Below are 24,642 nucleotides of genomic sequence, written 5' to 3'. Positions count from 1 at the left end.
GCATACAAAATCATGATTTATGTGAAAAAGGGGTTGCATCACAAACCTATCCGAGTATAGTGCGCATCCACGGACGCGGGGTGGAGCAGCCTGGTAGCTCGTCGGGCTCATAACCCGAAGGTCGTCGGTTCAAATCCGGCCCCCGCAACCAATTAAAATTTGATGAAGTATCTTCTACGACTGTAGAAAGACGGACGCGGGGTGGAGCAGCCTGGTAGCTCGTCGGGCTCATAACCCGAAGGTCGTCGGTTCAAATCCGGCCCCCGCAACCAATCAAATTTGAAGAAGTAAGTTTCTACGACTGTAGAAAGACGGACGCGGGGTGGAGCAGCCTGGTAGCTCGTCGGGCTCATAACCCGAAGGTCGTCGGTTCAAATCCGGCCCCCGCAACCAACACATCTAAAAACAATAAACACCCTTAAGGGTGTTTTTTTGTATCTGCAGTTTGTGAAACTGCCGGGCGATAACCCGGCGTACAGCGCTAACCACGTCGCGCCAGCGTCGCCCCGTCTGAGAAATACGCCCGTATCCCTGCCAGAATCGACTCCGCCACTTCCTGCTGGAACTTAGCGGTCTTCAGCTTGCGCTCCTCTTCCACGTTACTGATAAACGCGGTTTCGACCAGGATGGACGGAATATCCGGCGCTTTCAGTACCGCAAACCCGGCCTGCTCGACGCTGTTTTTATGCAGCTTATTGATATTGCCCAGCTTGCCCAGCACCGCTTTGCCAAATTTCAGGCTGTCGGTGATGGTTAATGATTGCACCATATCGAACATGGTGTGATCGACGTAGCGGTCGCCGCTCTTGCCCACGCCACCAATTAAGTCCGAGGCGTTCTGCGTATCCGCCAGGTATCTTGCCGCAGTACTGGTCGCCCCTTTGGTCGAGAGTGCAAAAACCGATGAACCACTCGGTTGGCGACTGGTAAAGGCATCCGCATGGATGGAGACGAACAGATCCGCGCGCTGCTTCTGCGCTTTTGCCACGCGAACTTTTAGCGGAATAAAGACATCCTCATTACGCGTCATGTAGGCGCGCATATTGCCTTCTTTATCAATCAATGCCTTCAGGCGACGGGCGATCTGCAGCACCACATCTTTTTCACGGGTGTGATATTTCCCGACGGCACCGGAGTCTTCCCCGCCGTGGCCGGGATCGAGCATGATCACAATAGGACGATCGCGCCCTGCTTTACCCGGCTGTGGGCCGCTTTGCGCGGGCGGAACCTGACGTTCGAGATCGCCTTTGTTGTAATCCTCCAGAAGCGCCAGAAGCGGATCCTGGATGTCCGTTGCGTTGGCGGGATAAAGATCCATCACCAGACGTTCTTTAAACGTTGCTACCGGCGCAAGCGCAAACAGCTGCGGTTTCACGTTCTGCTTCAGTTCAAACACCATACGAACCGTCTGCGGATCAAACTGGCCAACGCGCGCTGACTTGATAAAAGGATCGTCACCGCGGATCTGCGCCGCCATCCCCTTAAGCACGGAATTGAGGTTTACACCTTCGAGATCCACGACCACACGTTCAGGATTGCTGAGGGCAAATTGCTTATATTTCAGCACGCGATTGGATTCGACCGTCACGCGCGTATAGGTCGACGACGGCCAGACGCGCACCGCCACCACCTGGCTTGTGGCAGCAAGACCGACCTGACTGACGCTAAGCAACCACATTGCCCCGGCCCCTTTTAACAAACGGCGGCGGCTTATTGCTGAATTGGATCCCGACATGCTTCTCCCGAGCAAGAAAACGAACTGATATACAAAATGTCCAGATTGACCGAAAACTTTAACGAATGACGCATAAACTGTCATCTATAAAAGGGTAAACAATCATACGTTAACGCACGGATTACTTATTCTTTTCTGTGTGTCGCGGAAAATTTAGGCTTGCACACGCGGCCATAATCGAATAAAAATACAGAAATTACGAATAAACATTCATTAAGGGTTGTGCCATGGTGAAGGAACGTAGAACCGAACTGGTCCAGGGATTCCGCCATTCTGTTCCCTATATCAACGCCCATCGGGGGAAAACGTTCGTCATCATGCTCGGCGGCGAAGCCATTGAGCATGAAAATTTTTCCAGTATCGTCAATGATATAGGTCTTCTGCACAGCCTTGGCATCCGCCTGGTTGTTGTGTATGGCGCACGCCCGCAGATCGATGCCAATCTGGCCTCTCATCAGCATGAGCCTATTTATCACAAACATACCCGCGTGACGGATGCGAAAACGCTTGAACTGGTGAAACAGGCTGCGGGTCTGCTGCAGCTGGACATCACCGCCCGCCTGTCGATGAGCCTGAACAATACGCCGCTGCAAGGCGCGCATATTAACGTCGTGAGCGGCAACTTCATCATCGCTCAGCCGCTTGGCGTGGACGACGGCGTGGATTATTGCCACAGCGGTCGTATTCGTCGTATCGATGAAGAGGCTATTCACCGCCAGCTGGACAGCGGTGCCATCGTGCTGATGGGTCCGGTCGCGGTTTCTGTAACGGGCGAAAGTTTTAACCTGACGTCTGAAGAGATAGCCACCCAGCTTGCTATCAAGCTGAAAGCGGAAAAAATGATTGGGTTTTGTTCCTCACAGGGTGTCGAAAACGATGAAGGGATGATTGTGCCTGAACTATTTCCCAACGAAGCGCAGGCGCGCGTTGAAGCGCTCGAAGAAGCGGGAGATTACCACTCCGGCACCGTGCGCTTTCTGCGCGGAGCAGTGAAAGCCTGCCGCAGCGGCGTGCGCCGTAGCCACCTGATCAGCTATCAGGAAGACGGTGCGCTGCTGCAAGAGCTGTTCTCCCGCGACGGTATTGGTACGCAGATTGTGATGGAGAGCGCCGAGCAGATCCGCCGCGCGACCATCAACGATATTGGCGGCATTCTGGAACTGATCCGTCCGCTGGAACAGCAGGGAATTCTGGTTCGCCGTTCACGCGAGCAGCTGGAGATGGAGATCGACAAATTCACCATCATCCAGCGCGATAACCTGACCATCGCCTGTGCCGCGCTCTATCCATTCCCGGAGGAGAAGATCGGCGAAATGGCCTGCGTTGCCGTGCATCCTGACTACCGCAGCTCTTCCCGCGGCGAGATGCTGCTGGAGCGTGTGGCAGCTCAGGCGCGGCAGATTGGGCTCAGCAAGCTGTTTGTTCTGACGACCCGCAGCATTCACTGGTTCCAGGAACGCGGCTTTACGCCGGTCGACATTGATTCACTGCCGGAAAGCAAGAAAGAGATGTACAACTATCAGCGTCGTTCAAAAGTGCTGATGGCTGACCTGGGATAATACAGCGCCCTCACCGTCCGGTGAGGGCGTTTTATTTAGAGGGACTCGAATATCGCACTTAAGCCGCTTCGACGTTCCGTTCGCGCGGCAATGGCCTGTATCAGAACGCGTTCATCGGTATAGAGCGACAGCCGCTGGCGCGCGCGGGTAATGGCGGTGTAAATCAGCTCTCGGGTGATGACGGGTGACAGCTGCGTAGGCAGGATCAGCGCCGCATGATTAAACTCAGAGCCCTGGGATTTGTGGACCGTCATCGCCCACGCCGTATCATGCTCGGGCAGACGGCTTGGCTGTACCGACTTCACGCTTCCCTCCGGCATCATGAACCAGACGCGCAGCCCCTGACCGCGATCAAGCGCAATTCCGATATCCCCGTTAAACAAGCCCAGCGCGCTGTCATTGCGGGAGATCATTACCGGTCGCCCCTCATACCAGCGCGAATGCGGCAAACGGTTGATTTTACGCTTCTGCGCCAGCAGCTGTTCCAGCCTGTCGTTTAGCCCACTGACGCCAAACGGCCCCTCCCTCAGCGCACACAGGAGCTGATATTCACCGAACGCGGCAATGACCTGCTCCGGCGTATTCTGCTGTTGTACACAGGTCAGGAAGTACTGATATCCCTCCAGCGCGTCATCCAGCATCGCCTGATACTCTTCAGTGCTTTGCAGCGATTTTTTCTCGATGTCGGTAAAGGTGCCGTCAAACACACCGCGCGTGCTATGCCGATCGCCGCGGTTTACCGCAGCAGCCAACTGGCCGATGCCGGAGTCGCTGCCGAAACGGTAACTTTTTTGCAGCAGGCACAGGCTGTCGCGCAGCGCCCCCGCTACCGGAGAGTTATCGGGCTCGAGCGCGCAGCCGGTCAGGCGTGCCAGCTCCTGAGCACGCGCAGCGGTATAGCCAAAACTGGCGTAGGTGCAAATATCCCCCAGCACCGCTCCGGCTTCCACAGAGGCAAGCTGATCGCGATCGCCAAGGAAAATAACCCGCGCGTGAGGCGGCAGCGCATCAACCAGCCGCGACATCATCGTCAGGTCGATCATTGAGGCTTCATCCACCACCAGCACGTCCAGATGCAGCGGGTTGCCGGCATGATATCGCAGCCGCTGGCTGCCCGGCTGTGCGCCAAGCAGACGGTGTAAGGTGCTGGCCTCATTGGGGAAAAGTGCAAGCTGCGCCTCGGTTAGCGGCAGTTTTTGCAGCGCCCCACCCAACGACTCCGTGAGTCGAGCCGCGGCTTTACCGGTAGGTGCGGCCAGCCGGATACGGCATTTCTGCTCGCCAGATAGCTGAATCAGCGCCGCGAGGAGTTTTGCCACCGTAGTGGTTTTCCCCGTGCCCGGGCCGCCAGAAATCACCGAAATCCGCCGCGTTAAGGCCACGGCCGCCGCCACTTTTTGCCAGTCGATGGCCTCACCCGAGCTAAACAGGCCATCCAGCGTTTGTCGAAGCTGCGTTTCATCACACGGAAGCGGGGCATTCGTTTCGCTGAAAAAGCGCGCCACCGTCAGCTCGTTGCGCCACAGGCGGTTAAGGTATAAACGCTCGCCGGTCAGGATCATCGGCGTTTGCGTTTCGGCCCCGCTGACAGCGGAAGAGCGGAGTAATACAGCCTGCCAGTCCACCGATTCCCCCAGCAGAACGAAACAGGACTGCAATGCCGCAGGCATTTGTTCATCTGGCACGAGACGCGAAAGCGGCAGGCAAACGTGCCCTTCTCCCGCGTCTTTGCTGAGGAGAGCGGCAGCGAGCATCACCTCCGGCTCCTCGCCCGCCACCATCATGGCGAACTGAACGTCAAGGGGGCGCAGCACGCGTTGTTCCACGGCTTCCAGCAATAGTTCCTGCATCGTCATGCCATCTCCTCCGTGGTTGTGGCAAACAACTCATCCATCTTTTCTATCAATGCCGCGTCCGGGCGTGTGCTGAAAATGCCGGAGTTGGGATCCGTAGCGTCCACCCCGCGCAGGAAGAGATAAATAACGCCGCCGAAATGATCTTCATAACGGTAATCGGCAATGCGGTGGCGCAGATAGCGATGCAGAGCCAGCGTATAAAGCTGATACTGCAAATCGTAGCGATGCTGCTGCATGGCAGATGCCATCGCGTCTTGCGTGTAGGCGTCGCTGCTGTCCCCCAGCCAGTTCGATTTGTAATCCAGCAGGTAGTAACGTCCTTCGTGGCGGAAAACCAGGTCGATAAAACCTTTTAACATCCCCTGAACCTGGCGGAAGTTCAAGGGCGGGCAGCCAGCGGAAAGCGGATCGTACTCACGGATCAACGCATCAAGCGCATCGGCTTTAAGCGGGCTGGCGATAGGGAGATAAAACTCCATTTCCACCTGTTTGTCTTTAGCGGTCAACTGGTTGAGCGAAATCCCCTGCTGCGTGAGCGATGCCTGTAAAATCGCAGTGACCCAGTCGGTGAGGACAGGCTGCCATTTCTCGTCAAAGCCGCCGCTCTGGAGCATTTTCAGCACCCACTCAGTAGAAACCGGCTGGGTGAAATCCAGTTCTTCAAACAGGCTGTGTAAAAAGGTACCGGGTGACGCGCCGCGTGGGAACTGATGCGGAGTCAGGGCAGGCTCAGGAAGTACGTCTCCCACTCCGGCGGCATCCACATCCAACTTCGGCATCAGATCCTGCGCAATGCTCTGCCCATGCTGCTGTAAACCGGAGTAACTGGTTACGCGCCAGTCGTCAGCGAGAGTTCGCTTGATTTGCCGGGCATTCAGATCGGCAACAGGCTGCTCCGGCATCTGCCAGCGGCTGTTATCCGGCGATGAGGGAATATGCAGAGCAATATGGTCACCACACAGCGCCTCGATGCACTGGCGCAGCCCTGCCGCATCTTTTGGCTCTCCGAGCTGAATAAGACGTCCCAGCGCGCTTAAATGGAAATCGGTCTCTCCTGACTTCTCACCACGGCGACGAAACAGCGGCGCAATACCCAGACTGCAATGCCAGACCGAGCGGGTCAGCGCCACGTAGAGCAGGCGTAAATCCTCTGCCAGACGTTCAGCCTCCGCCAGCTCAACGCTGGATTCCGCTTTACTGAGATCGAGCACGGCTTCAAATGATTCACGGTCGTGGTAAAAGGCCTGGTCCTGCACGCGGTAGTTGGCGATAAACGGGAGCCAGACCAGCGGATACTCAAGACCTTTCGACTTGTGAATGGTGACGATCTGCACCAGATGTTTATCGCTTTCGAGGCGCATCTGCTGACTGGATGAGTTGCTGTTCGGATCGGCAATCTGCTGTGACAGCCAGCGCACCAGCGCATGCTCGCTTTCGAGCTGCGTTCCCGCTTCCTGCAACAGCTCGCTGATATGCAGAATATCGGTCAGGCGGCGCTCGCCGCCTGCCGTGGCGAGCATATTCTCCGCAATCTGACGCTTCGCCATCAGCTCGCGCAGCATGGCCATTACGCCGCGTTTTTGCCAGCGTTCCCGGTAGTGGGCAAACTCTTCAACGACATTATCCCAGGCTTCCTCGTCGTTGTTTAGCGCGTCAATATCACGGGCATTCAGCCCCATCATTGCGCTGGCCAGGGCGCTGCGAAGCGTGCTTTCACGCTCGGGGGCCAACACGGCCTGCAGCAGCCATAGCATCTCCTGAGCTTCCAGAGTTTCAAAGACGCTGTCGCGATTCGAGAGATAGACGGACGGGATGTTGAGCAAGGTCAGCGCATCGCGGACCAGCGCCGCCTCCTGGCGACTGCGCACCAGCACCGTAATATCGGATGCCTTGACGGGGTTCGCCTGCTCCCCTCGCCATAACACGGCTTCGCCACGCGCTCCGGCACTCAGCCAGTCGCGGATCTGTGCGGCGCAGTGCTGCGCCATCGCACTTTGATAATCCCCAACGCCACAGCCTTCACCGTCGAGCAGCCAAAGGTTCATGGCTGGCTGAGTCACGCCATTGAACTCAAAGCGCAACGAGGCATTTTTTTCAGCAAACTTGACCGGCAGGAAAGGAATTTCACGAAACATAAACGCCGCGTCCATCTGCTTAAAGAGCGTGTTGACGCTTTCCACCATACCCGGAGCGGATCGCCAGTTAGTCTCTAAGGTGTAATGGGCTGTAACTTCGCTACGGGCCTTCATGTAGGTAAAAATGTCGGCGCCACGGAAGGCGTAAATCGCCTGCTTCGGGTCACCGATCAACAGCAGCGCAGTGTCGGGCTGCTGACGCCAGATACGGCGGAAAATACGGTACTGCTGGGGGTCCGTATCCTGAAACTCATCGATCATGGCCACCGGAAAACGCGTGCGGATTGCCGCAGCGAGCGCTTCGCCATTTTCACTGCACAGCGCGGCGTCCAGACGGCTTAGCATATCGTCAAAGCCCAGCTCACCCCGACGGCGTTTTTCACGCGCCACGGCTTCACGGATTTCCGTCATGGCGCGGGTAATCATTAAGTCGTTAAGCGTTAACGGCTCAGCCAGTAGACTCTCGATGGCAACAAAAAGAGGATGCTCTGGCACGATGCCATCGGCTTTCGTCCGCTCGGTCAAAAAACACTGGGAGAACTTTTCCAGAGCATCCGGAAGCTGATAGCCTCGCGTCTCTTCCTGTGCCCAGGCGCTGATCTTGTCGATCCATTTGCCCTGATTGCCGCGGTTAAATTTTTTCCTGTCAATACCGGAGTTTTCGAGGATCGAGGCAATTTCACTGACGGACGCATTCCACTTTTGCTTCAAGGTCGCAATTTGCGTGACGATCTTTTCATGGCGTGATGTGAGCGTTTCGTCCGCTGGCGGCGGTGATTTGATGACGGGCGCTTCCCCCTGTAGATAGCGATCGATAGCACGCAAAAGCTCTTCAGGGCCTTTCCACAACGCATGCACCGCTTCGGCGATGTCACGCTGCAGGGGGTAGCAGTGGCGGCGCCAGAAATCTGCGCAGGCCTGATAGCGAAGCTCAGACTCGTCTTCAATGAGCTGCTGTTCAAACAGCATGCCGGACTCAAAGGCATTCAGGCTCAGCATGCGCTGACAAAAGCCGTGGATGGTGAAAACGGACGCTTCATCCATTTGCCGTTCCGCCAGCAGCAGCCAATGCGCAGCCTGCTGCTTATCGGCAATTTCTTCCAGAAGGCTGGCGTAAAGCGGGTTATCGGTGCTCTGTCGCAGGCAAGAGATGCGCAGCTCGTGAATATTGGCACGGATACGGCCACGCAGCTCGGCGGTAGCTGCTTCGGTGAAGGTCACCACCAGCAGCTCCTCCACGCTTAACGGACGCGGAAAAGCGGCAGTACCGCCAAGCCCTAACAGCAGACGCAGATAGAGCGCGGCAATAGTGTAGGTTTTTCCCGTTCCCGCTGAGGCTTCAATCAATCGTTCACCCTGTAGAGGTAAACGTAAGGGATCAAGGGACTCAGCGGTATCGGTCATTCTTTCTTACTCCAGGGCATTGATTGCTGCAACGCAGTGACGCTCTTCCAGATTTTCCAGCCTTTCGGGTTTACGTAATCCGTTTTGCCATTTTGGCTGCCGGAAACCTGAGACAGAATGGCGATCCCCTGCGGTTTAATCACCGCCTGATGGAAGAAGTCGGCAACCTTCTGAGGCGTCAGCTGTTTTATTTCGGCCACTACTTTATCACGCGAATCAAACTTCAGATTACCCCGATCAAAATCTTTGCTCAGTTGAGAAGCTTCCTCACCCAGCGTTTGCGGTGCCTGCATCACCTGCGCAATGACCGCCTGCTGGATCTGGGCAAACTCGTCTGGCTTCATGGCGCGCAGTTTTGCTTCCGCCTGCGGGAAGAAAGCCTGATAGCGCTGCCAGAGGTAGGCAGGCTGTTTATCACTGCTTTGCAGCAGGAAGCCAAGACCCCACTGGCGGCCCACGTTCATGGAAAAGGCGAAGACCGCATAGCCAAGCTGCTCTTCAGTACGCAACTGGTTGTAGAACCATGGCTGGATGATTTGTCCGAGAACAGCACTCTGCGCAGAGCTGGCAAACTCATCATACCCGGTCGGAACAAACACGGCGGCCAGCGCGGAATCGGTGCTGCTACCCGCTTTTTCGAAAATCACATTCTGCTTTTTCTCAACCAGCACGTCCTGATTGCGACACCACTCGTCACCTTTTGAACCCAGCTGTGTACGGACATTTTGCGCCAGCGTTTTGGCCTGATCCTCACTCATGTTGCCGACGATCAGGAACTCCGGACGCGTGTTGGTTTTCAGCCCGTCACGGTAAGCCAGCACGTCTTTTAAGGTGATCGAAGGCAACAGCGCGCGGCGGTCTTCTCGCTGGAAATAAGGAACTTGCGAAAGCATTTGCGCTGGCATAAGCGCCAGATCGTAAGCTTTGCCCTTCTCCGCAGAATCCATCATCTGCGCATACCACGATTTGGCCTGCTCAAGCTGCTCTTCCGTCGGCGTGTAGCTGAAATACCCTTCCAGCAGTGCCTGGAACAGCTGAGGCAAACGCTGGGTATAGCCGTTGGCATTGAGCATCAAACCGTTGTTGGCGTTGGTGGAGAAACTGATGCCACCCACGGCCGCCTGGTTGCTAAGCTGATCGAGCGCAATCCCGGCGAGATAGTCATTGAGCGCGAACATCACCTGATTTTTAGCGCTATTCATCGCTTTCGGGTTACGCAGCACCACGCTGACATCGGCTTTTGGCTCGCTTGCGAAATAGCGGCTGGGGGTATACACCACGCGCAGCGTCGGCTCATCAATGATAAGCGCCGGATGCGGGTAATCTTTAGTCGTTTTGGTCAGCGAGAAGTCATCCGGAATATAAGGGTTCAGCTCCGGCAGCTTTAACGCAATTTCTTCGGCCTTCTTCTGCCAGTCGGCGAAGGTCTGCGCGCTTATTTTATCCACCTGATAGGGGGCATCGACAAAATACGCCGTCTTGTTATGCGGTTCGTTCGGGCTGATGTTCCAGATGCGGGCATTCTCCGGCGTCATCATCGCCAGGCGGGCTTTTACCGCCTCGGCGTCATACCGGTCGGCAATATTGACCGCATCAAGAGTGTGTTCCACCGGCACGCGGATCATGGTGTCCGCCAGCCACTCAACGTAATCCATGTCGCGGGTAATGGACGGGTAACGGAAATCGAGATCCAGCACGTGGGCGAGTTCATCAAAGTAGCGCTTATCGACGCCTTTCTCGCGCAGTAAAGAGAGGTAGCTGAAAATCGCTGCTACCACTTCATCACGGTTTGCCAGCCCTTTGTCGGTCAGGGTGGCGGAGATCGCCAGCACGCCGCTATTGCCGTTCACAACCGGATCGGAATCGGCGCGAATACCTTCCACCAGCCCCTGTTTTTGCAGCCAGTCAGAAAGCGTACCCGGGCTACGGTTACCTATCAGGTAGGTCACGAGCTCATCGGTTTTACTGCGAAACTGTGCGGTGTTGTTATCGATGCGGAATTCCACGCGCAGCACTTTGCGCGGCAGCGCCGGCACGTAGTGGATAACGATCCCTTTTTGCGCGTCCGTGACCACCGGGACGTCTATCTGCGGCCGGTCGATATTTTTATTCGGCACCCGACCAAATGTTTTAGCCGCCATGCCTGCCAGTTCTGGCAACGGTTTATTGCTGTAGATGACCGCTTTCATCAGGTTGGCGGAGTAGTATTTATCGCGGAACGCGTGCAGGGCATCAAGCACCGGGCTGTTCGGTTTGTCGCTTAACGTCTCCAGGTTACCGCCGGAGAAACGCGACCCTGGGTGCGCAGGGTTGATGGTTTCAGCGCTAACCTGGGCCATGCGCATACCATCTCGCGTGCGGGCCATGGTCAGCTCGGCATTCACCGCATTGCGTTCACGATCGGCATACTTTTTATCCAGCAAGGGGGCGGCGATGGAATCAGCAAGGCGATCGACTGCGCCTTCCAGCGCATCATTTTCGACTTCAAGATAAAAAGCCGTGCGGTACGGTGCCGTGCTGGCATTGTGGCTGCCGCCATGCATTTTCAGAAATTCGGACAGGCTATCAGGCTGCGGGTATTTTTTTGACCCCATCAGGGTCATATGTTCCAGATAGTGTGCAAGCCCAGGATGAGCCTCAGGATCTTCCAGCGATCCAACCGGCACCACTAATGCCGAAAGGGATTTCACCGCCTGCGGATCGGAAACCAGCAGTACGGTCATGCCGTTATCAAGACGAATAGCCTGATACTGGCGGGTATCTTTTTCGCTTTTACGAATAGTTTCCTGAACGGGTTGCCAACCGGAGTCTGCCTGAGTGACGGGTACCCAGAGGGCGAAAAACAAAACAAACGCTTTAAACAAGGTGCTACCTCTTTATCACGGCTACATCATTAATACATTGCGTGCTGGGCACGCCAACATCTTTTTATTGGGTACATCAGTCCGTGATAAGAAGTGCATCATAAATGAACACCTCATACTGCGCAATTTTTATACAGCGCTCAGGACTGATTAAATTTGAACAACGGTAACAGGTAGCGCTGTGCCTCTACAGTGATCATGTCGAAGTATTCTGGCTCAAGCGTTCGCCACAAACGTTGATACCAGACATCTTCCCCTTCGCCACGCACCATCATGTTACCTTCGTAGGCCTGCACAAACTTATTCCGCGCTTTCTGCAGTGAAGCATCATCCGTTAACATGGCATCATTCTGCGCGTCATAACAGGCTTTTATCCACGCGCCACCGCTTTCCGGCAACAGGAGCAGAGGTTTATTCATTCCCCGGCGGTAACCGTCGATGTAAAGCGACAAATAACACAAAGCCTGCTCAGCCTCCATCGGCGGAAAACGCCATTCGCCCTCTTTGCGCACGAAAATTCGGCTTTCACCCGTATTGCCGCCAGCACTGTAGACAAGATGTTCGAGCCAGAGTTGCAAACCCTGTGAAACGCTGAGCATCGAGGGCCGCCATCGCAGCAGTCCGTCCGGCTGAACCTGCGTCAGCCAGCCGGTCAAATGGACACCGTTACAGTCAAGGTCAATTTCGATGCTTTTACCGGGTTGTCTGCACTCAATAACGCGTTCAGCAAGTGCCTTCATTTCCTGACACTGCGCCTCCCAGACAATCTCCCCGAATGCACCGTAAGGCAACTGACCCGCGGCACGGTAGCGGCGAAATAGAGTGGCAGCATCTTCCTGTTCGACCAGGGCATTCAGGAGCTGGAGATTCAGCTTGTAGCGCTCCAACCCATCCAGAATAAAGGGTTCGGCGTCAGGAATTTCACTCTCTTCAGAACGGAAGTTGACCTGCAAACGCTGCTGGAAGAACGCGCGCACCGGGTGTGCCCAAAAACGCTGAAGCTGTTCGAAGGTCAACGTTTCCAGGGGGAGTTCATCCAGTTCCTGAATGAAATTGGTATGCGCCATCCCTTCTTTCTTCGCAGCCGGAAGCCACTCGCGCGCATAACTCTGGTGTTCATTGGCGACATAGTTCACCGGATCGAAAGGCATACGGCTGTGACAGAAGGTGATGTGGGCCTTCACCCGCTGCTCGCTCTCATCACAATTACGCGCTTCGTCTCCCGGCAAATAGTGGCTCTGCCCGATATAGTCCACCAGCTCCTGCACAAGAACCGACGGGAAACGTTCACTGTTGTCCTGAATCGACCGGCCGATGTAACTGATATACAGTTTGCTCTGCGCTGAAATAAGCGCTTCCAGGAATAGATAACGGTCGTCATCACGGCGGCTGCGGTCGCCCCGCTTCGGTTTAGGACTCATCAAGTCAAAGCCTAACGGCGGCAGTGCCCGAGGATAAATGCCGTCATTCATCCCGAGCAGACACACCACTTTGAACGGGATGGATCGCATCGGCATCAGGGTACAAATATTGACCGGCCCTGCCAGGAAACGCTGGCTAATACGCTCCTGATCGAGACGCAGGGTCAACTCATCACGCAGAAGCGACAAAGGCACCGCCTCCTGATAGTGCGAATTCACGCCCTCATCCACGATGGCCTGCCACTGCTTTTCAATGAGCGCCATCGCCGCTTCGGTTTCACTGTCCGGCAGGAAGAAATCCGTGAGCATTTCCCGGCACACCGGCAGCCAGGCATCCAGCGGGCGCGGCTGCATCAGCTCCCGTCGCCAGCGGTTGAGCTGCATCAGCAACGAGGCTAAATGCCCGACCAGCTCCGCGATTAACCCGGTGGACTCGTCGTATGGCAGAACGTCATTCCATTCACCCTGGCTGCTCTCCATTGCGTACCCGAGCAGCATTCGCGTCAGGCCAAACTGCCAGGTGTGCTGCCCCGTTGGTGGGAGTTCAAACTCCTGCACGTTGTCGTCATCAATCCCCCAGCGAACGCCGGATTCGTTAACCCACTGGCGAAGATAGCGTAGCCCCTCTTCATTGATGTTGAAACGGGCAGCCAGAACAGGGACATCCAGCAGCGCCAGCACATCTTCAGAGATAAACCGGCTGTCCGGCAGCGACAGCAGGGAGATAAATGCCTGCAAGGCCGGATGGGACTGACGTGCCCGACGGTCAGAAATGGCGTAAGGAAGGTATCGCTCCCCCGTCGCGCTGCCAAAAACGGCCTGAATAAAGGGGCTATAGCTGTCGATGTCTGCCACCATCACCACAATGTCGCGCGGCGTGAGCTCAGGATCGTCCTGTAGCATTGCCAGCAAGCGATCGTGCAGGATTTCCACCTCACGCTGTGGGCTATGGCAAACGTGAAGGGTAATACTCCGATCGCCAGGATCCAGCTTCCGTTTCCTGCCGCTGCGTTCGAACTCTTCTTCCGTCACGCCCATAACGGCCCGGTTTTCCAGATCCAGAATATCTAACTGAATGTTGTGCAACAGGCTGTCAGATTCGATTTCGACAAAGGCGTCCACGTCCCCCTCGCCAGATGACGTAATGTCAGAAAGCATGTGAATGTAGTCACGTCCCAGCTTGCCCCATGAGGCCAGCAACGGATTCGGCAGGTTCTGAATGCCCTCTTCATCGAAAAGCTGCGCGGCTGTCGAGCTATCCTTGAACAAGGGCACGGAGCGGTCTTCAAAGAGACGTCGACGCTGCCGCGTGACCAGCCGTGAAAGCCAGCGCGCATCCTGGATATCACCCCAGTAGTGGCGGCAGGGATTCGTGAACAAAATATGGATATCAATGTGTTTACCCAGCGCTTTTAGCGCATCCAGATAGACCGGCGGCAAAGCCGAAATACCGCAGATAAACACGCGTGACGGCAGACGAGCCGGTCGCTCCGACGCATTTTCGAGTATCGAGATAAACCGTTGGTAGAGGTTTGCACGGTGCCACTTTGGTTGACCGAGCGCCTCAGTATGTTCCACCAGTGCTTTCCATAACGGTGCCTGCCAGACTTGTGCTTCCGGCAAGCCCTCCACCCGTTCACCCGCTTCCCAAGCTGTCAGCCATTCAGGCCGGTACACTAAATACTGGTCGTAGAGATCGGCCGTGCGCGACGCCAGCTGGAACAGCTTGCGCTTATCGGTATCGTCATTAAGGTAGTGGCGCAGCATGGCGAACGCATCGCCTGACAGCATATCGGGCAGCAGGGCCATCAGCTTCCAGCTCATGCTCTGCTTGTTGAAGGCGCTCTGTTCAGGGATGTCGGGCAGTACGCGCACAAACATCTCCCAGATAAAACTCGCGGGCAGCGGGAAATCAATGTTTGCCGCTATGCCAAATTTCCGGGAAAGCGACATTTGCAGCCACTGCGCCATACCGGTGCTCTGCACCAGCACCATTTCAGGCTCAAAAGGATCGTCAAGCCGCTCGCGCTCAACGATAAATTCCATCAGTGCTTCCAGCACATCCAGACGATTTGAGTGGTAGACCCTTAACATAGACGCTCCCGACTACTGGCTAACCGGGCAATGCAGACGCGTCATCGCGCCGCGCCGCCCCAGAGGAGAAATAAGTGTAACCGTGATGCTGACACATCTGGCGTGCGTTGTCTGCCCCCGACTGGCCTGCCAGCCTTCGGGGAGAACGGGGGTTGAGAGCTGAGCCTGATTCCAGGCATGATGCCAAAGCTGACGATACTGGTTATACAGGGTAAATCGCGCCGCCAGTGCCCGATGATAACCCGACAGTGCCGTGACGATTATCACCAGCAGCATCATCGCAAGCAGAACCTCAACCAGGCTAAATCCTTTTTCTCTGTTTACGGCAACTGGCATAGCGCCTTCTCCTTAAGTGGACAAAAATCACTCCAGCCGTGTGGCAAAAAATGAATCTTCCCGTCGATTACCTCTCCTGCACGCCAGAGCAAAAGGTCATTATTTCCGGCGATGAGCAAAACACGCGACTCGCTCAGCCACCGCATGCATGCTTGCCACGTCGACGCCTTTTTGCACTGAACCCCTGGGGAGACCAGCCAATCCTGAACGCGCCCCCACTCAAGCGCGGATTGCACAGATGCCTGCTGCTGGAGTGAACGGCTCTCGCCGCCAACGAGTGCGCTAAATGTTGTCAGTTGCTGATTAAGTCCCGTGAGGATCAGCGTGCCTAACACCAGTAAAAGCAGTACCAGCGCCAGCGAAGACATCCCGCGCTGACGGTTCACAAGTTATACCCCGTGACGCCATAAATAGCCTGGAAGGGCTCACCTTTTTCACCCTGGCGAATGGCGGCCAGCTCGATATTCAACTCAGGCGCGAAACCGGCGTGTTCAACCTTATCGACCCTAAAGTGCTGGATCACCAGCCTGTTCGGGTCAGTGAGTTTTTCCCATCCTTTTCCTTCACAGGATGTCGCCCCACGCAGCGTTTCTAGCGCACCAGACTCAAGACGAAACCCTGTGCTGTCGTTTTCTGCTGCAGAGGCATCCCAGATGCCGTTACTGTTTGCATCCCACTGCACAATGACGCAGCTCCCCTGCCTTGCCGTCACCAGGCCTTGCCCTGGACAGTTACCCGCGCAATATCCCGCTCTCTGCAGCTGTTTGCCGAGGGCAAAAAGCCTTTGCCAGACCTCTTCTTCCACCTCCCGCTGACCGGACTGCAGTAATACCGCCCGCTGTAAACCCGGTAAAAAACGCGATGCGCTTATGAGCAAAAGGCTGCTGATAGCCGTGGCAATCAAGACCTCTGTAAGTGAGAAACCGTGCTGGTTCATTGACATCCCCCTCCCTCTGAAGCATTGCACATCCTGATGCGCCCTCCATTTGAGACAATAATCAGCCATTCTCCTGCACGGCTGTTCACACGTATCCGCCCCGCCCACGCTGTATCTCTTAATCCATAGAACCCTAATGAGGGTGTTAACTCACTTATGGTGACGTCAGCCCAAAATGGAATCAGCACAAAGGCACTCTCCTTCACACAGCCTTGTACGACAGAACTCAACAGACAGACGCCAGCCTCATCCCGCTGAAGCGTAATGAGGTGGTCACGATTGTGCCGATTCGCATCGTTGCGAAGAAACACCAGGTAGTCGCGTATCTGTACGGCGGTTTGCCAGAGCCGCTGCTGTCGTTGCCAACTGTCCCAGCCGTATAAACCCGTTGCGCTCAGGATCACGACCAGCGAAATGGCCACCAGGGTTTCGATAAGCGTAAAGCCGTTCTCTTTTTTCATGCCGGGAGTGTGGCGAAATGCGGGAAAAGCAGCGAGGGGCAAATCAGGTTTTTACGAGCCGTCATCCAGTGAATGTCGACTGTTGCAGGACGTTGCAGCGTCTCTGGAAAACGGCTCGTAAGACAAATCGAGAACGAAAAAAACCGGCGCTAAAAAGCACCGGTTGTGTGAGTATCTGCCGTATCAGATAGCGACGGGCGCTTTGATGCCGGGATGCGGGTCGTAACCCTCAATCTCAAAATCATCAAAGCGGTAATCGAAGATCGAGTCTGGTTTACGTTTAATAATCAACTTCGGCAACGCACGCGGTTCGCGAGTCAGCTGGAGATGCGTCTGCTCCATGTGGTTGCTGTAGAGATGGGTATCCCCACCCGTCCAGACGAAATCACCCACGTCGAGATCGCACTGCTGCGCCATCATGTGAACTAACAGCGCATAGCTGGCGATGTTAAACGGCAGACCGAGGAACACGTCGCAAGAACGCTGATAAAGCTGGCAGGAGAGCTTGCCATCCGCCACATAGAACTGGAAGAACGCATGGCAGGGTGCCAGCGCCATTTTGTCCAGTTCACCCACGTTCCAGGCGGAAACGATGATTCGGCGCGAATCCGGGTCATTTTTCAGCTGGTTCATCACGGTGGTGATCTGGTCAATATGGCGACCGTCAGGCGTTGGCCATGCACGCCACTGCTTACCGTAAACCGGGCCCAGGTTGCCGTTTTCATCTGCCCATTCGTCCCAGATAGAGACGTTGTTTTCATGCAGATAGGCAACGTTGGTATCGCCTTGCAGGAACCAGAGCAGTTCATGAATGATCGAGCGCAGATGGCAGCGCTTCGTCGTCACCAGAGGGAAGCCTTCTTGCAGATTAAAGCGCATCTGGTGGCCAAAAATGGAGAGCGTACCGGTACCGGTGCGGTCATTTTTCGGCGTGCCCTCATCGAGCACTTTTTTCATCAATTCAAGATACTGTTTCATGGTTCCTCAGGAAATTTGTTGCTGTGGACGACGACGATACGCCCAAATCATCATAATGGCACCCGCGACAATCATCGGAATGGAGAGGATCTGCCCCATGCTGATGTACTGCACCCACTCGCCGGTGAACTGTGCATCCGGCTGACGGAAGAATTCAACGATGATGCGGAACGCACCGTAGCCGATCAGGAACAGACCGGAGACAGCCCCCATAGGACGCGGCTTGCGGATGAAGAGGTTCAGGATGATAAACAGCACCACACCTTCCAGCGCCAGCTCATAAAGCTGGGACATATGGCGCGGCAGAACACCGTAGGTATCGAAAATGGATTGCCACTCCGGATGCGATGGCAGCAGCGCGATATCCTCTGCACGAGAGCCCGGGAAGAGCATCGTATACGGCACGCTCGGGTCAACACGGCCCCACAGTTCGCCGTTGATAAAGTTACCCAGACGCCCCGCTCCCAGCCCGAATGGGATCAGTGGAGCAATAAAATCAGCCACCTGGAAGAAGTTGCGTTTAGTGCGTTTGGCGAAGATCACCATCACCAGGATCACACCGATCAGGCCACCGTGGAAGGACATTCCCCCATCCCAGACGCGGAACAGATAGAGCGGATCGTTGAGGAATACCGGGAAGTTATAGAACAGGACATAGCCAATACGCCCGCCCAGGAATACCCCGAGGAAGCCAGCATACAGCAGGTTCTCAACTTCGTTCTTCGTCCAGCCACTGCCGGGACGACCTGCGCGACGGCCCGCAAGCCACATCGCAAAAATGAAGCCCACCAGGTACATCAAACCGTACCAGTGCAGCGCGACAGGTCCTACTGAGAAAATAACCGGATCAAATTCCGGAAAATGCAGATAACCACTGTTCATCTGTCACCACAAGATGTTGTTATTCCGCTGAAAGTGGACAGCGGTAGAAATGCGCTTCTGCGTGTCGCAGAGGCTCCAAAGGTGCGAATCATAGCATAAGGCAGGCATGGAGGATGCGCCTGAGATGTAAAAGATGTGTATAGGGTATTGTGCGGCCTGATGCCCTCACCCCGGCCCTCTCCCACGGGGAGAGGGAGAAATGCAAATTAGCGGCCGCCGCGGATTAGGCCACCCATGCCGCGTCGTTCCATAAACGCCGCAACCTGGTGCCGTACTTCGGCTGCCATCTGTGCGTCCAGACTGCGTTCCGCCAACTCGCGGGCATCTTCTATTTCAATATGACGTAACAGATACTTCACGCGCGCGACAGAACGGCCGTTCATGGACAGGTGACGGAAGCCCAGGCCAATCAGGATGGCAACGCACATCGAATCGCCCGCCATTTCACCACACAGACGCAAATCAAGACCGTGCTGCTCCGCTTCACGGGCAATCATGGCGAGAGCCCGGAGCATTGCCGGATGCAGGCTGTCATAGATACTCGCGACGCGCGTGTTATTTCGATCAACGGCCAGTATGTACTGCGTTAAATCGTTGGTCCCGACGGAGATAAAATCAACGCGGTTTGCCAGCTGCGGCAGCATAAAGACCATCGATGGCACTTCGAGCATCACGCCAATACGTGGTTTAGGGATCGCATAGCCGATCATCTCTTCCACTTCACGGCCCGCACGTTCGATCAAGCGTTTTGCTTCGTCGATCTCGTCAATGCTGGTGACCATCGGCAATAAAATGCTGAGGTTGCCCGTTGCGGCATTTGCACGCAGCATGGCACGAACCTGGATCAGGAAGATCTCCGGTTGGTCGAGCGTGATGCGGATCCCGCGCCAACCCAGACATGGGTTTTCTTCACTGATTGGCATGTACGGCAGTTGTTTATCTGCCCCGACGTCCAGCGTGCGCAGCGTGACCGGTTTGTCGTTAAACATCTGCAGCATCCCCTGATACTGCGCCACCTGCTCCTCTTCTGACGGAAAGCCGCTTTGCAGCATGAACGGGATTTCAGTGCGGTATAAGCCGATACCGTCGATGCGGCTGCCGAGCTTCTCTTCGTGCTCGGGGCTTAACCCGGCGTTGAGCATGACTTTGATCCGCTCACCGCTTTTGAGCTGCGCGGGCAGGTTGACGTCATCTTCTGCCAGCTTGCTTAATTCATTCTCTTCACTAATGAGACGCTGGTATTCCTGCAGCAGTACGGGCTCAGGATCGACCAGCAGTTCACCGCGATAGCCATCCACCACCAGCGTGCGGCGGTGGAGCACCGAGGGCTGGATATCGGCCCCCATGACGGTTGGAATACCGAGCGCGCGCACCATGATGGCAGCATGGGAGTTGGCGGCACCATCGCGCACCACTACCCCGGCGAGCCTGTCCTGCGGTAGCTCTGCCAGCGTCGTCGCTGAAAGTTCATCTGCTACCAGCACAAACCGTTTTGGCCAGGCATTCGCGCCCTGAATGGTGTCATCAAGATGGAACAGCAAACGCTGTCCCAGCGCGCGTAAATCCCCGGCACGCTCCTTCAAATAACCATCGGTCAGTGCCGCAAACTGCTCGGCAAATTTTTCAATGACTTTTTTAACGGCCCATTCGGCCACCGAACCTTTATCCACTTCCGCGAAAAGCTCACGGCGCAGACGCGCATCAGAAAGCAGGTGTGAATAGAGGTCAAAGATCGCCGCCGTCTCTTTTTGCGCACCCGCAGCAAAGCGTTTGCTGTAGCGGCGAAATTCGTTGGAAGCCTCTTCCAGTGCAGCGGTAAGACGCTCGCGTTCGAGCGCTTCATCAAGCGTCGAGGCCTCGTAAACCTGCTCCATCAGCGGCAACGTGGCGTCCATCCAGCCTTCGGCGATTGCCACACCCGGTGACGCAGGGAGCGCACGTATGCGCGTGTGACGATACTGGCCAAACAGGGCAGCAAGCTGAGACTGAGAGAGGATGGCGGCCATCTGCGTGGCAAGCGTCACAAGGAATGACTCTTCGCTTTCATCGTACTGGCGCAGTTCCCGCTGCTGAACAACGAGAACGCCAAGCAACTGACGACGCTGGATAATCGGCACGCCCAGGAAGGCGCGGAAGCGTTCTTCTTTTACGGAAGGAATATATTTGAAGCTAGGGTGTTTTTGCGCATCAGCAAGGTTAATGGGTTCGGCCAGACGACCAACCAGCCCAACAATACCTTCATCAAAAGCAAGCGTAACGGTGCGGCCTCGTGGTTTTTTCAAACCACGAGTCGCCATCAGGTAATAGCAACGCCGGTCATGGTCGGCCAGATACACCGAACAAACGTCGGTTTCCATCGCCAGACAGATATCAGTCACCAGAATATTCAGCGCCTCGTTCAGGCGAGGCGCACTGGCGACCTTCTCGACTATTTCGCGCAAGCGGGTGAGCATGATTTGCGTAGCTTAACCTCTTTTACGTCGCCAGGCAGGTGCGCTTTGCGGCTTAGGCGGGATCTCCTGAAGCTGCATGACAACACTTGCGAACTCTTTCATCACCCTACGGTAAACATCGCGCTTAAATGACACGACCTGACGAACAGGATACCAATAGCTCACCCAACGCCAGCCATCAAACTCCGGCGTACTGCTGGTTTGCATATTGATCTCTGAATCGTTGCCCACCAACTGCAGAAGAAACCACTTCTGTTTCTGGCCGATACAAACCGGCTTTGTGTCCCAACGCACCAAACGTTTCGGTAACTTGTAACGCAACCAGTTGCGGGTCGAAGCCAGGATGCGAACATCTTTTCGGCTTAAACCGACCTCTTCAAACAGCTCCCGGTACATCGCTTGTTCTGGGGACTCTCCTGGATTGATCCCGCCTTGCGGGAATTGCCAGGAGTGCTGACCATATCGACGGGCCCACATGACCTGACCCAGACGATTACAAATTACTATTCCTACGTTCGGGCGGTAGCCATCGTCATCAATCACCGGACTACCCCAAACTAAACCTTATATATGAATGATTGTTTCACACTACAGGGAGGCGGTAAACCACTCTCTTACAGGCTTGCAACCTAATAACATTTGAATAACTCACAAATATGTGGGGAGTTATAAACAGATGAAGGACCGCAAGGGCAATTTTATTCACCTTTTCTGTGGATATAGTTGTGAAGAAGTATGGAATTACCGATGAACAACCTGAATCGTCGTTTAAAGCCGCTTACACCGCTCATTATAAAAAATGCTATATTTCATTAGGTTATACCTTTAATTATTGATACCAGAACGGATAACGTGACGATCATCACATCAGCGATCGTTGTACTGATGAAAGATCGAACAGCGTCGGTTTTATCCACAGATTGTGCCAATAAGTTAGGCACAATTTGTCTGAAAATTCGATTTTCGTCGCACGTCAAGGCTGTAAATCGAAACAGTAGTGTGGGTTATTCCCAGTTATCCCACTTTTCTGTGGATAACAGGGTGTAAGATCCTGTTTATTGTCAGTGACCAGATTTGAACAACCTGTTTTTAGCCGCGGACACAATAATTTTGCAGTAGTAAAAAAACCTATAAATCATACACATGGATTATTCGTACAGAAAACGGTAGACTCTATCCACAAGGGATAATTTCTTAGTTTATTTTTTAATCAGAAGGTTACCGTCATGCTTCCGCTTGCTCCCTTGTTTACTCCCCCCTCCAGCGAAACCGAGTTGCTGACTCAGGCGCAGCGCCTGGCAGGCTATTCGCTTGGCGATCTGGCGGCAATGGCGGGTCTACCGATCCCTGACGATCTGAAAAGAGACAAGGGCTGGATCGGCATGCTGCTGGAACTGTGGTTAGGTGCCAGCGCGGGCAGTAAGCCAGAACAAGATTTCGCCGCACTGGGCGTGGAGTTAAAAACGATCCCCATCGACAGGCAGGGAAGACCGCTGGAAACCACGTTTGTCTGCGTGGCGCCGTTAACCGGCAATACCGGCGTAACCTGGGAAACCAGCCACGTACGTCATAAACTGAAACGCGTACTGTGGGTTCCGGTGGAAGGTGAACGGCAGATCCCGCTAGCCGAACGGCGGGTGGGCGCGCCGCTGCTCTGGAGCCCTGATGAAGACGAAGAGCAGCAGTTGCGTCTGGACTGGGAAGAGTTAATGGACATGATCGTCCTTGGGCAGGTTGAGCGCATCACCGCCCGTCATGGTGAGGTGTTGCAGCTGCGTCCAAAGGCGGCCAACAGCAAGGCCCTTACCGAAGCGATCGGCGCTCATGGCGAGCCGATCCTGACGTTGCCTCGCGGCTTTTATCTCAAAAAGAATTTCACTGGCACGCTGCTCGCACGCCATTTCTTACTAAAAACGTAGGTTTTTAACGAATTTTGCGAGCTATCAAACATAATCACCTGGTTTTTAAGATTTTACTACTTCCTGCTTTCGTCATATCAGGTTATTACTACACTATGATTTAATACAAGCCAGGTGAGGACGATAACGATGAAAAAATGGGCAGTGTTAATTTCTGCAGTCGGGTTGGCGTTTGCGGTATCGGGCTGTAGCAGTGATTATGTTATGTCTACAAAAGATGGTCGGATGATCCTGACCGATGGTAAACCCGAAGTCGACGACGATACCGGGCTGGTGAGTTACCGCGACCCGGCAGGGAATAAAATGCAGATTAACCGCGACGAAGTCTCGCAAATTATCGAGCGCTAAACCCGTTAAAGGTCAGTCGCTTGCTGGCCTTTTTGATTTTTCCCTTCCCCTTTTGCTTCCCCTCTGCCATGTTTATATTCCTTTGTCGGGAAGTTCCTGACGCGTCCGTATGTTTAATGAAGGAAGCCGGCTATGCATTATCACCGTATCCCCCATAGCGCTCTGGAGATAAGCCAACTGGGGTTGGGCACGATGACATTTGGTGAACAAAACAGCGAAGCCGATGCCCATGCACAACTCGATTACGCCGTCAGCCAGGGTATTAACCTGATTGACGTCGCAGAGATGTACCCTGTTCCTCCCCGTCCGGAAACGCAGGGGCTGACTGAAACTTATGTGGGAAACTGGCTGGCAAAACGCGGCAATCGCGAAAAGCTCGTTATCGCCTCAAAAGTCAGCGGCCCCTCTCGTAATAACGATGCCGGGATCCGCCCAAACCAGATCCTCGATCGTAAGAATATTCGCGCCGCGCTGGATGCCAGCCTGAAGCGTCTGCAAACCGACTATCTTGATCTCTACCAGGTACACTGGCCGCAGCGTCCGACTAACTGCTTTGGCAAGCTCGGCTACAGCTGGAACGAGAGCGCGCCCGCCGTTACGCTACTGGAAACGCTGGAAGCGCTGACCGAGTGCCAGCGCGCGGGGAAAATCCGCTACATCGGCGTGTCTAACGAAACGGCATTTGGCGTGATGCGTTATCTGCACCTTGCCGATAAACACGATCTCCCGCGCATCGTCACCATCCAGAACCCGTACAGCCTGCTGAACCGCAGCTATGAGGTCGGTCTGGCGGAAGTAACGCAGTATGAAGAGGTGGAGTTGCTGGCCTATTCCTGTCTCGGCTTCGGCACGCTGACGGGCAAATACCTTAACGGCGCGAAGCCTGCCGGGGCGCGTAACACGCTCTTCAGCCGCTTTACCCGCTACAGCGGTGAGCAAACGCAGAAAGCCGTTGCGGCCTATGTGGATATCGCGAAGCGTCACGGTCTTGACCCTGCGCAGATGGCGCTGGCCTTTGTGCGGCGTCAGCCGTTTGTTGCCAGCACCCTGCTGGGCGCGACCACTATGGAACAGTTGAAAACCAATATTGAGAGTTTCAATCTGAACCTGAGTGAGGAGGTGTTAGCGGAGATTGAAGCGGTGCATCAGGTTTATACTTATCCTGCACCGTAATAAAAGCAAAACGGCAACACACGTTGCCGTTTTTAGGGTTTGCCCCCTCTCCCTGTGGGAGAGGGCCGGGGTGAGGGCATCAGGCCG

General features: G+C 55.0%; 17 protein-coding genes, 3 tRNA genes and 1 pseudogene. 8 read left to right on the top strand and 13 right to left on the bottom strand.

Going from position 1 to position 24,642, the window contains the following annotated elements; genetic code table 11:
- Nucleotides 1-74: 74 nt before the first annotated feature.
- The 3 genes from KW829_RS13525 to KW829_RS13515 all read left to right on the top strand — a co-directional run bounded on the left by KW829_RS13525 (nt 75) and on the right by KW829_RS13515 (nt 393).
- Nucleotides 75-151: transfer RNA gene (locus KW829_RS13525), tRNA-Met, on the top strand.
- Between the two features lie 44 nt (nt 152-195).
- A tRNA-Met gene (locus KW829_RS13520) sits at nt 196-272 on the top strand.
- 44 nt (nt 273-316) lie between these two features.
- Nucleotides 317-393 (top strand) — tRNA-Met (locus KW829_RS13515).
- 88 nt (nt 394-481) lie between these two features.
- Here KW829_RS13515 and amiC read toward each other — a convergent pair.
- Complete coding sequence (amiC, locus tag KW829_RS13510; protein ID WP_089601161.1) at nt 482-1,735, bottom strand: N-acetylmuramoyl-L-alanine amidase AmiC; 1,254 nt, start codon at nt 1,733-1,735, stop codon at nt 482-484.
- Between the two features lie 227 nt (nt 1,736-1,962).
- Here amiC and argA point away from each other — a divergent pair, with 227 nt between their 5' ends.
- Nucleotides 1,963-3,294: an amino-acid N-acetyltransferase gene (argA, locus tag KW829_RS13505; protein ID WP_010435120.1), complete on the top strand. Its 1,332-nt coding sequence runs from the start codon at nt 1,963-1,965 to the stop codon at nt 3,292-3,294.
- Nucleotides 3,295-3,329: 35 nt separating this feature from the next.
- Here argA and recD read toward each other — a convergent pair whose 3' ends face one another.
- The 12 genes from recD to rppH all read right to left on the bottom strand — a co-directional run bounded on the left by recD (nt 3,330) and on the right by rppH (nt 21,658).
- Nucleotides 3,330-5,150, bottom strand: a complete 1,821-nt coding sequence (recD, locus tag KW829_RS13500) for an exodeoxyribonuclease V subunit alpha (RefSeq protein WP_218308405.1) — start codon at nt 5,148-5,150, stop codon at nt 3,330-3,332.
- Complete coding sequence (recB, locus tag KW829_RS13495) at nt 5,147-8,689, bottom strand: exodeoxyribonuclease V subunit beta (RefSeq protein WP_218308404.1); 3,543 nt, start codon at nt 8,687-8,689, stop codon at nt 5,147-5,149. The genes recD and recB overlap by 4 nt, the downstream gene beginning before the upstream one ends.
- The gene (gene ptrA, locus KW829_RS13490) at nt 8,686-11,553 is read right to left on the bottom strand and encodes a pitrilysin (protein ID WP_218308403.1); all 2,868 of its coding nucleotides are present in this window, start codon (nt 11,551-11,553) and stop codon (nt 8,686-8,688) included. The genes recB and ptrA overlap by 4 nt, the downstream gene beginning before the upstream one ends.
- Nucleotides 11,554-11,693: 140 nt before the next feature.
- Nucleotides 11,694-15,068 (bottom strand): exodeoxyribonuclease V subunit gamma, encoded by a 3,375-nt coding sequence (gene recC, locus KW829_RS13485; RefSeq protein WP_218308402.1) that lies wholly within the window; start codon nt 15,066-15,068, stop codon nt 11,694-11,696.
- Between the two features lie 12 nt (nt 15,069-15,080).
- Nucleotides 15,081-15,404, bottom strand: coding sequence for a prepilin-type N-terminal cleavage/methylation domain-containing protein (locus KW829_RS13480; protein ID WP_218308401.1), 324 nt, complete (start codon nt 15,402-15,404; stop codon nt 15,081-15,083).
- On the bottom strand, nt 15,389-15,790 hold the full coding sequence (locus KW829_RS13475) for a DUF2509 family protein (protein WP_218308400.1): 402 nt from the start codon (nt 15,788-15,790) through the stop codon (nt 15,389-15,391). Before KW829_RS13475 ends, KW829_RS13480 begins: the two co-directional genes overlap by 16 nt.
- Nucleotides 15,787-16,347 carry a prepilin peptidase-dependent protein gene (locus KW829_RS13470; protein WP_218308399.1) on the bottom strand — a complete coding sequence of 187 codons (561 nt, stop codon included), beginning with the start codon at nt 16,345-16,347 and terminating at the stop codon, nt 15,787-15,789. The genes KW829_RS13475 and KW829_RS13470 overlap by 4 nt, the downstream gene beginning before the upstream one ends.
- Complete coding sequence (locus tag KW829_RS13465; protein WP_218308398.1) at nt 16,338-16,802, bottom strand: prepilin peptidase-dependent protein; 465 nt, start codon at nt 16,800-16,802, stop codon at nt 16,338-16,340. Before KW829_RS13465 ends, KW829_RS13470 begins: the two co-directional genes overlap by 10 nt.
- 183 nt (nt 16,803-16,985) lie before the next feature.
- Nucleotides 16,986-17,780 carry a thymidylate synthase gene (gene thyA / locus KW829_RS13460; RefSeq protein WP_042715869.1) on the bottom strand — a complete coding sequence of 265 codons (795 nt, stop codon included), beginning with the start codon at nt 17,778-17,780 and terminating at the stop codon, nt 16,986-16,988.
- 6 nt (nt 17,781-17,786) lie between these two features.
- Nucleotides 17,787-18,662, bottom strand: a complete 876-nt coding sequence (gene lgt, locus KW829_RS13455) for a prolipoprotein diacylglyceryl transferase (protein ID WP_010435139.1) — start codon at nt 18,660-18,662, stop codon at nt 17,787-17,789.
- A gap of 206 nt (nt 18,663-18,868) precedes the next feature.
- A complete protein-coding gene (gene ptsP / locus KW829_RS13450) occupies nt 18,869-21,115 on the bottom strand; it encodes a phosphoenolpyruvate--protein phosphotransferase (RefSeq protein ID WP_089601148.1) in 2,247 nt (748 codons plus the stop codon).
- Between the two features lie 12 nt (nt 21,116-21,127).
- A complete protein-coding gene (rppH, locus tag KW829_RS13445; RefSeq protein WP_218308397.1) occupies nt 21,128-21,658 on the bottom strand; it encodes an RNA pyrophosphohydrolase in 531 nt (176 codons plus the stop codon).
- Nucleotides 21,659-22,112: 454 nt separating this feature from the next.
- On the opposite strand from rppH, the pseudogene KW829_RS22945 reads away from it, so the two are divergent.
- From KW829_RS22945 to KW829_RS13430, 4 genes and pseudogenes are all read left to right on the top strand, one after another.
- A pseudogene (locus KW829_RS22945) lies at nt 22,113-22,187 on the top strand (hypothetical protein); the annotation flags it as partial.
- Between the two features lie 154 nt (nt 22,188-22,341).
- Complete coding sequence (gene mutH / locus KW829_RS13440) at nt 22,342-23,034, top strand: DNA mismatch repair endonuclease MutH (protein WP_010435143.1); 693 nt, start codon at nt 22,342-22,344, stop codon at nt 23,032-23,034.
- A 129-nt stretch (nt 23,035-23,163) separates the two neighbouring features.
- Nucleotides 23,164-23,382 (top strand): YgdI/YgdR family lipoprotein, encoded by a 219-nt coding sequence (locus KW829_RS13435; protein ID WP_010435144.1) that lies wholly within the window; start codon nt 23,164-23,166, stop codon nt 23,380-23,382.
- A gap of 132 nt (nt 23,383-23,514) precedes the next feature.
- A complete protein-coding gene (locus tag KW829_RS13430; protein ID WP_010435145.1) occupies nt 23,515-24,555 on the top strand; it encodes an NADP(H)-dependent aldo-keto reductase in 1,041 nt (346 codons plus the stop codon).
- Nucleotides 24,556-24,642: the final 87 nt, after the last annotated feature.

The organism is Enterobacter sp. ENT02, assembly GCF_019219165.1.
In the GTDB taxonomy this organism is placed as follows: domain Bacteria; phylum Pseudomonadota; class Gammaproteobacteria; order Enterobacterales; family Enterobacteriaceae; genus Enterobacter; species Enterobacter mori.
The sequence above is the reverse complement of the archived record's forward strand: the minus strand, read 5'-3'. Positions and strand labels throughout refer to the sequence as shown.

Coding starts and splice junctions, on each gene's coding strand:
- amiC (WP_089601161.1), bottom strand. CDS start 1,735: ATGTCGGGATCCAATTCAGCAATAAGCCGCCGCCGTTTGTTAAAAGGG.
- argA (WP_010435120.1), top strand. CDS start 1,963: ATGGTGAAGGAACGTAGAACCGAACTGGTCCAGGGATTCCGCCATTCT.
- recD (WP_218308405.1), bottom strand. CDS start 5,150: ATGACGATGCAGGAACTATTGCTGGAAGCCGTGGAACAACGCGTGCTG.
- recB (WP_218308404.1), bottom strand. CDS start 8,689: ATGACCGATACCGCTGAGTCCCTTGATCCCTTACGTTTACCTCTACAG.
- recC (WP_218308402.1), bottom strand. CDS start 15,068: ATGTTAAGGGTCTACCACTCAAATCGTCTGGATGTGCTGGAAGCACTG.
- KW829_RS13480 (WP_218308401.1), bottom strand. CDS start 15,404: ATGCCAGTTGCCGTAAACAGAGAAAAAGGATTTAGCCTGGTTGAGGTT.
- KW829_RS13470 (WP_218308399.1), bottom strand. CDS start 16,347: ATGTCAATGAACCAGCACGGTTTCTCACTTACAGAGGTCTTGATTGCC.
- KW829_RS13465 (WP_218308398.1), bottom strand. CDS start 16,802: ATGAAAAAAGAGAACGGCTTTACGCTTATCGAAACCCTGGTGGCCATT.
- thyA (WP_042715869.1), bottom strand. CDS start 17,780: ATGAAACAGTATCTTGAATTGATGAAAAAAGTGCTCGATGAGGGCACG.
- lgt (WP_010435139.1), bottom strand. CDS start 18,662: ATGAACAGTGGTTATCTGCATTTTCCGGAATTTGATCCGGTTATTTTC.
- ptsP (WP_089601148.1), bottom strand. CDS start 21,115: ATGCTCACCCGCTTGCGCGAAATAGTCGAGAAGGTCGCCAGTGCGCCT.
- mutH (WP_010435143.1), top strand. CDS start 22,342: ATGCTTCCGCTTGCTCCCTTGTTTACTCCCCCCTCCAGCGAAACCGAG.
- KW829_RS13435 (WP_010435144.1), top strand. CDS start 23,164: ATGAAAAAATGGGCAGTGTTAATTTCTGCAGTCGGGTTGGCGTTTGCG.
- KW829_RS13430 (WP_010435145.1), top strand. CDS start 23,515: ATGCATTATCACCGTATCCCCCATAGCGCTCTGGAGATAAGCCAACTG.